We start from the raw sequence: 12148 nt of genomic DNA, 5'->3' as shown, positions 1-12148 counted from the left end.
ACCAAATTTGTTTGTCGTTATAAGCTTGCGAAAATAGTAAAATTAAACAATAATTTTTCCTTTCTTTATTCACATTTTCCTGTTTCAGGATCACATGAAGGGCCTTCTTCGCCTCTGCGTTCAAGCGGTGTTGGCTGACTGGCCAAGCATTCATTTATGGTGTTGTGAAAGACTTCCATGGGCTGTGCTCCGGGGATAGCATATTTTCTGTCAAATACAAAGAAAGGGACACCTCGGAGTCCTAAGCTGACACCTTCTTGAATATCCTGTGCAACATCATAAGCATATTCATCAGATTCCAATAAGTTTTTTACCTCCTGAGCGGAAAGATGCTCTTGCGCAGCAATCGTGCTGAGCACCTCGTTGTTATTTACATCAAGACCATCCGTAAAATGAGCTTTAAATAAGGCTTTCTTGATCTGAGTGTCTTTTTGTTGCGCTTGGGCAAAATGTATCAGACGATGTGCTTTTTTTGTATTTACAACGATTGCTTTTTCAAAGTTCAGATCAATACCCAGCTCTTTTCCTTGTGCACTGAGCTGTGAGGTCATCGCAACGACATCGTCCATACTCATGCCTTTCGTTTGAACGAGGTAATCGTAGGTTGGCATTGCTGGAGCATCTTCGGGATAATCAGGGTTAAGCTGATACGATTTCCAGATGATTTTAGCGGATGGCTTACTTGTGGACTCCTGAAGAGCTAGTTCAAGCTTTGTCAGACCAATATAACAAAAAGGACAAATGATGTCCGACCAAATTTCTATTTTCATATTTCTTTTTTTACTGCGTATATTGTAATCAAAAATACATATAATAACGATGATTATCTGTTTACATTGTTGCATGGATGTAAACAAGTGTTTCAAGTATTTGTATAACTATGGTGGAGAAAGCTTTTTTAAATCGTAAAGTTACCCTTGTTCTGGGCGGGGGTGGTGCAAGAGGCCTGGTGCATATTGGTATTATTCGACGTCTTGAAGAGCTGGGCTACGAAATCGATGAGGTGGTAGGTTGTTCAATAGGAGCGCTTGTCGGTGGTATCTATGCACAGGGGAAGATGGATGTTCTGGAAGAATGGATGCAGCGCCTGACGAAGAAATCGGTCTTTAATATGATGGATTTTAGCTGGAAGGGACTGGGGATGATGAAGGGGATCAAGGTGTTTAACGCCTTGAAATCTGTGATTCCGGATGCTAATATTGAGACTTTCCCTATTTTGTTTAAAGCCGTTGCGACAGATCTAAACTACGAAAAGGAGGTTGTGCTGGACTTTGGAAGTATGTATGATGCCATTCGGGCGTCGATTGCCATTCCCGCGGTGTTTACAGCTGTAGAAGACGACAATCATGTCTATGTTGATGGCGGGGTACTCAATCCATTGCCTATAAATCATGTCACCAAGAAAGAGAACCTAATCATAGCGGTTAATCTGGAATCTAAACCGGATAAACAATATTCTGTTATCAAAAAACTGGATACAAGGACTTCGAATTCGTTGGATATACTCCAAGCGTCATACTATGTGATGCGCAGGAAAATGAGCCGTATGATTGTTGATTTATACCGGCCCGATGTGGTGGTGGACATTCCCTATAATATCTGTAACCTTTGGGATTATCACCGCTCTGAATTTTTGGTCCAGAAGGGGCGGGAATATATTGACAAAGCATTAAAAAACAAAGCCAAAGCAAAGTAGTTTAGGACGATCAAGGGACTACTTTGCTTTGGCTGTACATGGTTTCTCTGGCATTGAGATACACTGAAACTGATATTTTTATTCTAAGCGAACCATGCGAAGTATTTGTTAAAACAAATTGGGGTAATCGCTAATAATGCCATCAACTTTCACGGCTTTTAGTTGCTCGATTTCTTCTTTCGTATTGACTGTCCAAGGAATGACCTTGATACCAGCTTTGTGACACTGCTTGACATAATCGCTTGTTACTATTTTATGATGCGGACTTATAATAAAAGGCGTAAAACCCAAAGCTGCAATTGTTTGCTCAATACTTTTTGTATGGTTTGCATCAATAAGATAAGAAACTTTGATTTGAGGATATGCTTTGTGCAGATAGTTAATGGCTCTGCTATCAAACGATTGAATAACGGTTCGCGCAGCAATTTTTTTATCGGTGATTACCTGTACCATAAGATCCACAAATTCTTCAACCCTTGGATGGAAAATACCATCTTTATCTTCCTTACTTTTCACTTCGATATTGTAAAACATCGGCGCTTTCCTTTTTAGATTTGCGTAGGCTTCAGTACTATCAATAAGGTCTGCTAGTTTTGCTATACGTGTAACCTGTTTTTTTTGTTCAGGAAACTCTTTGTAAAATTTCGATCCGATATCGTACTTAACCAGATCTTTATAAAGCATATCGTAAATTCTCAACGGTTTGTCCTTGTCAGAAATTTCGGTGCCATTGGGTTTCAATACAAACTTCGGGTTAAGGTAATCGTCGTGAAAGACAACAACCTTACGGTCTTTGGTAATATGACAATCCATTTCCAGTGTTGTCACCTTTGCAAAATCTATTGCATTTTTCATGGCAGCGATAGATTCTTCAGGGTATAGGCCGCGGCCACCACGATGCGCTTCCAAGCTAAGTTTAGGGAAATTGTCTGAAGTTGATTTTGCTGAATCTTTCATAACTGAACAAGATGCAAATGGTAATAACGTGCCCCAAAAGGCAATTCTGAGAAGACTTCTTTTCATTATTAAAATATTTAAACAAAATAGCGGAGTTGTTATATATTGCCCTTTTGAATAAGCGAATATACATATATATTTTGCTTTTACGTATTTTAACTGTTTCGAATACTTGATTTTGCAACTTTATGAAGGTGAATTCGAAACCGAATAAAGTTAAATGAATTTGTTTTGGTTTGAAATTGAGGGGCACAAAGTAGTTCGATGGGCAAATTACCTTGATCTGACAGCGTTTCTATGCCAACCATGAGCTCGTTACCTGCTTCTTGATTGTAGGATAAATTTCTTAATTGTCGACATGAAATCTATTTTTTTTGTCTTTTTTGTAAGAAATTATTGTCATTCCTTTCAGAATTCCCTTTATTTGCACAAATCTCAAATTAGATGGCGAAAAATTTATTGATAGTTGAGTCTCCGGCGAAAGCGAAAACGATAGAAGGGTATTTAGGAAAGGATTTTTTGGTCAAGTCAAGTTATGGACATATTCGCGACTTGGTGAAAACCGATGATGCAATTGATACCGAAAAGAATTTTGAACAAAAGTATGAAGTTCCATCCGACAAAAAGGCGGTTGTAAGTGAACTGAAGAAATTGGCTAAAGCTGCAGAAACCGTTTGGTTAGCGTCCGATGAGGACCGCGAAGGAGAGGCTATTTCATGGCATTTATTTGAGACTTTGGGATTAAAAGATGAAAGCACAAAAAGAATTGTGTTTCATGAGATTACAAAGCCAGCTATTTTGAAGGCTATTGACAACCCGCGTAAAATAGATTATAACCTCGTAAATGCACAACAAGCGCGAAGGGTGTTAGATCGATTAGTCGGATTTGAATTGTCTCCGGTTCTATGGAAAAAGGTGAAACCTTCTTTATCTGCCGGACGCGTGCAGTCAGTTGCGGTTCGTCTGATTGTAGATCGTGAGCGTGAAATCAATAAATTTGAACCCGAAGCGGCTTTTAAGATCGTTGCTTTTTTTCATACGGGAAAAGTTAAGGATAGTTTTAAAGCCGAGCTTCCGCAGCGTTTTGCGACAGAGGCAGAGGCGACCAAATTTTTGGAGGATTGTAAAGCAGCGCTTTTTTCTGTAAAAAATCTCGAAACAAAACCTGCGAAGCGTTCACCGGCAGCGCCATTTACTACATCAACATTACAGCAGGAAGCAAGCCGGAAACTTGGATTTTCGGTTGCCCGCACCATGCAGGTGGCTCAAAGGCTGTATGAATCAGGACGAATTACCTATATGCGTACCGATTCTGTTAATTTGAGTGATACGGCGATTGAGGCTGCTGAAAAGGAAATCAAATCGGCTTATGGTAACCAGTACCATAAAGTCAGAAAATATAAAACAAAGACATCGGGTGCACAAGAGGCGCACGAAGCTATTCGTCCTACTTATTTCTCTGAGCACACCATCGATGGCGATGCATCCGAAAAAAGATTATACGAGCTTATTTGGAAAAGAGCAATTGCTTCTCAAATGAGTGAAGCGGAGTTTGAACGTACATTGGCAAAAATCGACATATCAACTCGTACTGAAGATTTGAATGCTTCAGGAGAGGTGATGAAATTTGATGGATTCTTGAAAGTTTACATGGAATCCTTGGATGACGATCAAGACAACGCGATGGACGAAGATAGTGACAATGCTATTCTTCCACCATTAGCTGTTGGTATGCCATTAACGTTGAAAAACATGTCGGCGACGGAGCGTTTTACACGACCTCCAGCACGTTATACGGAAGCTGCTTTGGTGAAAAAATTAGAGGAATTGGGAATTGGCCGTCCTTCAACCTACGCCCCTACGATTTCAACGATTCAAAACCGCGGGTATGTCATAAAGGAAGAGCGTGAAGGTAAATCGCGCGATTACCGTGTACTGACATTAAAGGATGCCGAATTAACAGCGGTAACAAAAACCGAAATCACTGGTGCCGAAAAAGGAAAAATGTTTCCAACAGATATCGGTGTTGTCGTGAATGACTTTTTGGTTGAACACTTCAACGGTATTGTGGATTTTCATTTTACGGCCAACGTAGAAAAAGAATTTGATGATATTGCGCATGGACTGACCGAATGGACAAAAATGCTGCATGATTTCTATGGGCCTTTTCATTCTGAGGTAGAAGATACTTTAGTCAATGCAGATCGTGCGAATAATGAGCGTGAGCTCGGTGTCGATCCGGTTTCCGGTAAGCCTGTTTCGGTTCGCATTGGTAAGTTCGGCCCATTGGTACAGATTGGTTCTCCTGACGATGAAGAGAAACCTCGTTTTGCTTCCTTGAGAAAGGGACAGATGATCGAAACCATTACTTTTGATGATGCCATGGAATTGTTCAAATTACCGAAAAAAGTTGGTTTATTTGAAGATAAGGAAATGACGGTTGCTGTTGGGCGATTTGGACCTTATATCCGTCACAATTCGGCGTTTTACTCACTACCAAAAGGTGTTGACCCATTGGATGTGACAGAAGAAGAGGCGATACAGATTATCAAAGACAAACGTCAGAAAGATATCGAAAAAGTGATTCGGGTTTTTGATGAAAATCCGGATGCTCAGATTGAACAGGGACGCTGGGGGCCATTTATTCGTTTTGGCAAGCAGAATCTGAAGATTCCTAAGGGAACGGAAATTGAAAAAATTACCTATGAAGATGTGTTAAAATGGGCTGAGGCGGATGCGCCAAAAGGAAAAGCAACTAAAACAAAAACAACAGAAAAGAAAACTGTAGCAAAAAAGACTACCGCTAAGAAGGCTCCAGCTAAAAAAACTACAAAGTCTAAATAAGCATGAAAGCAGATTTGCCTGAAAATATAGTCAAAGACATTATGATCGCCGTCGTTTTGGAAGGTGAGACGGTGGAGACAAAAAATTGGACTGTCTATGTTATCAACGACAAGAATATTGCTATTCAGAACGTGCTGATTAGCTCAAAAGGTTATGGCGAAAAGGATGGCCGACAAGTAACAACAACGACTTTGCGTCATTTTATTGGTAATATAGAAGCTAAATCTTTCGATCGTGTTGAAGCGATTGATGAACAGGTATTCGGGCTTACAAATGAATATTGGTTGAGTTTTTATATTGATAACATTATTTACGATAAAAAATATATCTTTTTACCTGAAAGCATTGTGGATGGTAACCTGACTAAGGTTCCTTTGGTCAATCGCCCAGGTGTAATCATAGGAGGAAACGAATAATGAGTGGACGTCACAATTTTATTATTGCCATAGATGGTTTTTCCTCCTGCGGTAAGAGTACACTGGCAAAAGCTTTGGCAAAAAAACTGAAGTTTGCCTTTATTGATAGCGGAGCCATGTATAGGGCTGTCACACTCTATTTTATCCGGCATAAAATAGCGCTGGATGATCAAGAAGCGATCGAAAGCGCACTAAAAGATATCCATATTGATTTTATCCCAAATGCAATAAAGACGGAGATCCATCTAAATGATGAGGATATTTCGGAAGAGATCCGTCAGATGTATATTTCTGATAAAGTTAGTGATGTGAGTGCAATTAAAGCTGTCCGGGTTGCCATGGTTGCCCAGCAGCAAAAATTGGGTAGCAGACGAAATATTATTATGGATGGCCGTGATATCGGTACTACTGTTTTTCCAGATGCTGATCTGAAGATTTTTATGACGGCCGATCCTAAAGTACGTGCTGCGCGACGTTATTTGGAGTTGACGGAAAAAGGGGAGGATGTGACGTTGGAAGAAGTCGTGGAAAATCTTGCAACACGTGACCGTATCGACAGTACCCGTGCGGAAAGTCCATTACGACAAGCGGAAGACGCGATTGTTTTGGATAATTCTAATCTGACACCAGAACAACAGCTCCATTTTGTTGAAGAAGAGTATTTGAAAGCTAAGGCTGCAAAAGTCCAATTATAAAACACAAAGAAGGCCGATTATTTAATCGACCTTCTTTGTGTTTGGAATATCATTATTTTATACTGTTAATTTGTTGTTGTTCCAATAATTTTCCAACATTGTTCTTTTCTCCAAACTCTGCTGTCTCATCTTGAAAAGATTCCAGAAGAGCTTTAATAGCATCTGAATTATCTGCTGTACGTTGATAGATATCGGGAATTGTTTTTTCGATATTTTTATCGCCGAGTTCAATGTTATCAACTTCGATTTTGCCTATTTTTTCCAAAACAGCTTGCTGGCTATTTCTGACATCTTCTAATTCTCTCGCTATTTTTTCCATCAATTGGAATTTCTTCAATTTATCCATATGAAATCGCTTTTGTTACTATTAGAAGAACAAGATGCTTCAAAACTTTGTTTTGTTTTTTTTTAAAAAGAAATAGAATTGGGGTTTATGGGAAGGAACCATGAAAAAAGAAAAAGGCGGAACATGCATGTTCCGCCTTTCTTAAGTGCTGTTATCTTATTGTTAATTTGTGCGTCCCGGATACACTTGGAGTGCTTTCTCTAAGCAAACTAAAGCGCTTTTAAGATCATCCTGATTCAGTACATAGGCCAGGCGGACTTCATTTACTCCAGCACCCTCTGTACTATAAAAGCCCGTAGCTGGAGCCATCATAACTGTTTCGTTATTGTAAGAGAACTCTTCCAACATCCATTGACAGAATTTATCTGCATTATCAATTGGTAATTTGGCTACGACGTAAAATGCGCCACCCGGGTTAGGAGAGTAAACTCCTTCAATGGCATTGAGCCCTTTTACGAGGGTATCTCTTCTTGCTGTATATTCTTTGGATACCGCCTCGAAGTAACTGTCTGGTGTATCAACAGCAGCTTCACCCGCTATTTGTCCTTCTAAGGATGGGCTTAAGCGCGCTTGTGCAAATTTCAGTGCTGTCTGATATAGTTCTTTATTTTTGGTAATGATACATCCAATACGCGCACCACAAGCGGAGTAACGTTTTGATACTGTATCAAAAATAACGACATTATTTTCGAGACCTTCTAAATGCATTGGTGAGATAAACGCTCTGCCATCGTAACAAAATTCACGATAAGCCTCATCTGAAAAAAGGTAAAGATCATATTTTAGACAAAGTTCACGAAGAGCTTCGAGTTCTTCTCTGGAATAAAGGTAACCTGTAGGGTTATTTGGATTACAGATGCAGATTGCTTTGGTTTTAGCGGTAATTACTTTTTCAAATTCGGCGATGGAAGGTAATGCAAATCCACTTTCAATATAGGACATGATTGGTTTGATTACCACATCGGAGGAACAAGCAAAACCATTGTAATTCGCATAAAATGGCTCTGGAATGATGATCTCTTCGCTTTCATTTAAACAGGCTTGCATAGCGATCATAATCGCTTCCGAACCACCATTTGTTACTAATATATCTGTCGGCTCGATATTATAATTTAGCTTATTATAATATTCTGCTAACTTGTTTCGGTAAGAGGCTGTACCTTCAGAAGGTGTGTAGGCCCACACTTTGAACTGTATATTTTTCAAAGCATTAAGCATCACTTCAGGTGTTTGGATATCAGGTTGTCCGATATTGAGGTGATATATCTTTTTACCTTCTTTTTTTGCTTGATCAGCATATGGCGTCAACTTTCTAATAGGCGACGCAGGCATATTCAGCCCTTTTTCTGATATTACTGGCATTATAGTTTTTTTAAAATTAGTAGTGCAAAGCTAACCAAAATAAAACGAAAAAAGCCACATGATAATGTGGCTTTTTTCGTTTTATCTATGGGAATTGTTATTCTACAATACCCTTAATGTATAGCGTTTTTACAGGAGTCTTGGTATTCGACTGCACCGTGAAGCTCTTTGTGAATGGCGCTTTTGCTGCAGCATTGTAAGTCACTTTAATCGTACCACTTTCTCCTGGTTTGATTGGCGTTTTTGTAAATTCTGCTACAGAACATCCACAGGTAGGCACCACGTTGGAAATGATAATTGGCTCGCTACCGGTGTTAGAAAATTTGAAATTATACGAAACGGGCGTGCCGGCAGGAATTTTACCAAAATCATGTGTTTCTTTTTCGAATTTAAATTCTCCTTGTCCTGTTTGCATCGAAGAAAAACCAATAAAGGAAATGATCACTGCTAAGATTATTATATACTTTTTCATGCTTCTAAAATATTACTTTACGATTAAAATAGTACAACTGATATGCCAAATTTAATATTTATTGCCAATTTATTGTACATCTAACAACTTTATTACAGTTATATTATCCCTTCTTTCAATAGATCCTGTATGTGGATAACACCAGCGTAATTTCCTTTGTCGGAAACCAATAGTTGTGTGATATTGTTTTCACGCATAATATGGAGCGCATTGGCGGCCAATTCATCTTTATCGATAATTTTAGGTGATTTTCCCATGATATCGGCGGCAGTAATTGTCGCTAAATCCGTGTGTTTCTCCAGCATACGACGGATATCACCATCTGTGATGATGCCAAGTATGTTTTCATCATCCAACACGGCGACAGCTCCCAGTCTAAACTGTGTTATGGTGATGATGATATCACTTACTGTGGCTTGTTGTGGGACGCTAGGTTTGCCATTCTGATCGGATAGATCGCCGACTCTCAAGTACAGCTTTTTGCCTAATGCTCCTCCTGGATGGTATTTTGCAAAATCTTTATCCGTGAAATCACGGCACTCTTGTAATACCACGGCAAGCGCATCACCCATTGCCAACTGAGCAGTTGTACTTGAAGTTGGTGCAAGGTTGTTGGGACAAGCTTCTTTCTCAACGGTGGTATTTAAAATATAGTCGGCATTTTTAGCGAGGTAGGAATCTGTATTTCCGACCAAAGCAACCAATACATTCTTTGTCTGTTTTAAAAAGGGAACAAGTACTTTAATCTCAGGTGTATTACCACTTTTAGAGATGGCAATAATCAAATCATTTTGTTGGATGATACCAAGATCTCCATGGATAGCATCAGCAGCATGCATAAAAATCGATGGTGTACCTGTCGAATTGAGCGTTGCAACTATCTTTTGAGCAATAATAGCGCTTTTACCAATTCCAGTTACAATAACTCGGCCGTGCAAATTAAGAATACGATCGACAACGGTAACAAAATCATCATCAATATATTGAGCTAAAGCAGCTACTGCCTTGGCTTCTTCTTGAATAGCTTGAATAGCTATATTTTTTATTTCGTAGTTGTTTTTCACAAAAAATACTCTTACTTTTATGTATTAGAATAGATTGCAAAAATAGATTATTTTTCAAGATTATTTCTTCATTTATCTATCTTATTTTTGCCCAAGGCGCAATGGAAATAGAAAAATCACTTTTCGACAATTTACAAGATTTTTTTGGTTTTGATACTTTTAAGGGGGATCAGGAGGCAATTATAAACAGTATTCTTCAACGGAGAGACACGTTTGTAATTATGCCAACCGGAGGAGGGAAATCAATTTGCTATCAACTTCCAGCACTCATGAGTGAGGGGACTGCAATTGTTATTTCTCCATTGATTGCTTTAATGAAAAACCAAGTAGATCAGCTTCGTGCATTCGGTGGCGAAGATAGTATCGCTCATTTTTTGAATTCTTCATTGAATAAAAGTGAGATTACAAAGGTTAAGGATGATGTAATCGCTGGGAAGACCAAATTGCTGTATGTCGCTCCGGAATCTCTTGCTAAGCAAGATAATTTGGACTTCTTACACCAAATCACCGTGTCATTTGTAGCGGTTGACGAAGCGCATTGTATTTCCGAATGGGGACACGATTTTAGACCAGAATATCGTAAAATACGCCAGGTCATTAATGAAATAGGGGCCAATATTCCTATTATTGCGCTTACAGCGACAGCAACACCTAAAGTACAGTCTGATATTCGTAAAAATTTGCAGATGACTGATGCTGTTTTATTTAAGTCATCATTTAATCGTAGCAACTTATATTACGAGGTAAGACCTAAAAAAGATGTCGTAAAAGAAATTGTACGTTTTATCAAAACCAAATCGGGTAAGACGGGCATTGTCTATTGTTTGAGCCGTAAAAAGGTAGAAGAAATCAGTGAGGTTTTGAACCTAAATGGCATCAAAGCTTTACCTTACCACGCGGGTTTAGACGCCAAAACAAGAGCAGATACACAGGATAAATTTTTGATGGAGGATGTCGAAGTGATTGTGGCTACCATTGCTTTTGGTATGGGAATAGATAAACCTGATGTTCGTTATGTGATTCACCACGATATTCCTAAATCCATGGAGGGATATTATCAGGAAACTGGACGTGCTGGACGTGATGGGGGTGATGGTTATTGCTTGGCTTTTTATTCGGAAAAAGATGTTGAAAAACTGACCAAGTTTATGAAAGATAAACCTGTGGCTGAACGTGAGATTGGCACGCAGATCTTAAAAGAGGTTATTGATTATTCGGAGTCTGCAGTATGTCGCCGTAAACAGATTCTTCATTATTTTGGAGAAAATTTTGACGAGCAGGGCTGTAATAATATGTGTGATAATTGTCGTTCGGAAAAAGAATATTTTGAGGCCGAAGACGCTTTAAAAGATGTATTGGGCTTTATTCAAGAACAGGGTGAAAAATTTGATGATCATCACGTGATTAACGTCATGATCGGCCAAAACAACCAACCCGTATCCGCCTATAAACATGATGAACATCGTCTTTTCGGAAAGGGCAAAGATAAAGGTGTTATTTATTGGAAATCCTTACTTAGGCAGGCAGTGCTTGATAACTTTATCGAAAAAGATATTGATCATTATGGCCTTTTAAAATTGACAGCTATTGGTCGTCATTATCTGGATAATCCTTATCAACTAAAATTTGTTTTGAATCGTCCAATTGAAGGGGGGGATAATACAAATTCGGAAGATACAGGACAGGGTACAGGGGCCTTAGATACCGTCTTGTTGGGTATGCTTAAAGATTTACGTAAGAAAATTGCAAAGGGCAAGTCCCTGCCGCCGTTTGTTATCTTTCAAGATCCTTCGCTGGAAGAGATGTGTACACATTATCCAATTGCTATCGATGAGTTGAAACAGATTCAGGGGGTAGGGAATGGTAAAGCGATTAAATTTGGTGCTCCATTTATTGCCTTGATCAAAGACTATGTTGAGGAGAATGAAATTGATAGACCTGTGGATCTTGTCATTAAGAGTACAGCTAATAAATCGGCATTAAAAGTGTCTATTATTCAAAATATCGATCGTAAAATTGCATTAGATGATATTGCCTCAGCTAAGGGGATAACTTATGAAGAAATATTGAAAGAAATTGAGACGATCGTAAACGCAGGAACGAAAATCAATATCAATTACTTTATTGATGAGGTCATAGATGAGGATCGTCAAGATGAGGTATATGACTATTTTAAGACAGCAGAGACTGATTCAATTAATGATGCGCTTAAAGAATTAGGTGGAGACGATTATAGCTATGAGGATCTCCAATTGATGCGAATCAAATTTTTATCAGAACTCGGCAATTAATTTTT

At 38.9% G+C, this 12148-nt stretch carries 11 protein-coding genes; 5 read left to right on the top strand and 6 right to left on the bottom strand.

From position 1 onward, the window contains the following. Nucleotides 1-65: 65 nt before the first annotated feature. Complete coding sequence (locus B3H30_RS14920) at nt 66-770, bottom strand: DsbA family oxidoreductase (protein WP_070561207.1); 705 nt, start codon at nt 768-770, stop codon at nt 66-68. 110 nt (nt 771-880) lie between these two features. Here B3H30_RS14920 and B3H30_RS14915 point away from each other — a divergent pair, with 110 nt between their 5' ends. After that, nucleotides 881-1696, top strand: coding sequence for a patatin-like phospholipase family protein (locus tag B3H30_RS14915; protein WP_070561100.1), 816 nt, complete (start codon nt 881-883; stop codon nt 1694-1696). A 108-nt stretch (nt 1697-1804) separates the two neighbouring features. Here the strand turns inward: B3H30_RS14915 and B3H30_RS14910 are convergent, their stop codons facing one another. Next, nucleotides 1805-2719: a glycerophosphodiester phosphodiesterase family protein gene (locus tag B3H30_RS14910; RefSeq protein WP_070561099.1), complete on the bottom strand. Its 915-nt coding sequence runs from the start codon at nt 2717-2719 to the stop codon at nt 1805-1807. A 378-nt stretch (nt 2720-3097) separates the two neighbouring features. On the opposite strand from B3H30_RS14910, the gene topA reads away from it, so the two are divergent. Genes topA through cmk form a run of 3 tightly spaced genes read left to right on the top strand, consistent with a single transcriptional unit; the run spans nt 3098 to nt 6608 of the window. Continuing rightward, complete coding sequence (topA, locus tag B3H30_RS14905) at nt 3098-5497, top strand: type I DNA topoisomerase (protein WP_070561098.1); 2400 nt, start codon at nt 3098-3100, stop codon at nt 5495-5497. Nucleotides 5498-5499: 2 nt separating this feature from the next. After that, complete coding sequence (locus tag B3H30_RS14900) at nt 5500-5913, top strand: hypothetical protein (RefSeq protein WP_046672862.1); 414 nt, start codon at nt 5500-5502, stop codon at nt 5911-5913. Beyond that, entirely contained in the window at nt 5913-6608 is a 696-nt protein-coding gene (cmk, locus tag B3H30_RS14895; protein ID WP_070561097.1) for a (d)CMP kinase, read from the top strand. The genes B3H30_RS14900 and cmk overlap by 1 nt, the downstream gene beginning before the upstream one ends. A gap of 52 nt (nt 6609-6660) precedes the next feature. Here the strand turns inward: cmk and B3H30_RS14890 are convergent, their stop codons facing one another. The 4 genes from B3H30_RS14890 to B3H30_RS14875 form a co-directional block, all read right to left on the bottom strand. Beyond that, nucleotides 6661-6954, bottom strand: a complete 294-nt coding sequence (locus tag B3H30_RS14890) for a hypothetical protein (RefSeq protein ID WP_070561096.1) — start codon at nt 6952-6954, stop codon at nt 6661-6663. A gap of 162 nt (nt 6955-7116) precedes the next feature. After that, nucleotides 7117-8316: a pyridoxal phosphate-dependent aminotransferase gene (locus B3H30_RS14885; RefSeq protein WP_286776820.1), complete on the bottom strand. Its 1200-nt coding sequence runs from the start codon at nt 8314-8316 to the stop codon at nt 7117-7119. Nucleotides 8317-8413: 97 nt separating this feature from the next. After that, nucleotides 8414-8788, bottom strand: a complete 375-nt coding sequence (locus B3H30_RS14880) for a DUF1573 domain-containing protein (protein ID WP_070561094.1) — start codon at nt 8786-8788, stop codon at nt 8414-8416. Nucleotides 8789-8886: 98 nt separating this feature from the next. Beyond that, nucleotides 8887-9852: a KpsF/GutQ family sugar-phosphate isomerase gene (locus B3H30_RS14875; protein ID WP_070561093.1), complete on the bottom strand. Its 966-nt coding sequence runs from the start codon at nt 9850-9852 to the stop codon at nt 8887-8889. 101 nt (nt 9853-9953) lie between these two features. Here B3H30_RS14875 and recQ point away from each other — a divergent pair, with 101 nt between their 5' ends. Further along, complete coding sequence (gene recQ / locus B3H30_RS14870) at nt 9954-12143, top strand: DNA helicase RecQ (RefSeq protein ID WP_070561092.1); 2190 nt, start codon at nt 9954-9956, stop codon at nt 12141-12143. Nucleotides 12144-12148: the final 5 nt, after the last annotated feature.

This window comes from Sphingobacterium sp. UBA7038, from assembly GCF_002494055.1.
In the GTDB taxonomy this organism is placed as follows: domain Bacteria; phylum Bacteroidota; class Bacteroidia; order Sphingobacteriales; family Sphingobacteriaceae; genus Sphingobacterium; species Sphingobacterium multivorum.
The sequence above is the reverse complement of the archived record's forward strand: the minus strand, read 5'-3'. Positions and strand labels throughout refer to the sequence as shown.

What these genes read in the sequence shown, in the direction of transcription:
- B3H30_RS14915 (WP_070561100.1), top strand. Translation starts at nt 881, where the DNA reads ATGGTGGAGAAAGCTTTTTTAAATCGTAAAGTTACCCTTGTTCTGGGC.
- cmk (WP_070561097.1), top strand. Translation starts at nt 5,913, where the DNA reads ATGAGTGGACGTCACAATTTTATTATTGCCATAGATGGTTTTTCCTCC.
- B3H30_RS14880 (WP_070561094.1), bottom strand. Translation starts at nt 8,788, where the DNA reads ATGAAAAAGTATATAATAATCTTAGCAGTGATCATTTCCTTTATTGGT.
- B3H30_RS14920 (WP_070561207.1), bottom strand. Translation starts at nt 770, where the DNA reads ATGAAAATAGAAATTTGGTCGGACATCATTTGTCCTTTTTGTTATATT.
- recQ (WP_070561092.1), top strand. Translation starts at nt 9,954, where the DNA reads ATGGAAATAGAAAAATCACTTTTCGACAATTTACAAGATTTTTTTGGT.
- topA (WP_070561098.1), top strand. Translation starts at nt 3,098, where the DNA reads ATGGCGAAAAATTTATTGATAGTTGAGTCTCCGGCGAAAGCGAAAACG.
- B3H30_RS14900 (WP_046672862.1), top strand. Translation starts at nt 5,500, where the DNA reads ATGAAAGCAGATTTGCCTGAAAATATAGTCAAAGACATTATGATCGCC.
- B3H30_RS14910 (WP_070561099.1), bottom strand. Translation starts at nt 2,719, where the DNA reads ATGAAAAGAAGTCTTCTCAGAATTGCCTTTTGGGGCACGTTATTACCA.
- B3H30_RS14885 (WP_286776820.1), bottom strand. Translation starts at nt 8,316, where the DNA reads ATGCCAGTAATATCAGAAAAAGGGCTGAATATGCCTGCGTCGCCTATT.
- B3H30_RS14890 (WP_070561096.1), bottom strand. Translation starts at nt 6,954, where the DNA reads ATGGATAAATTGAAGAAATTCCAATTGATGGAAAAAATAGCGAGAGAA.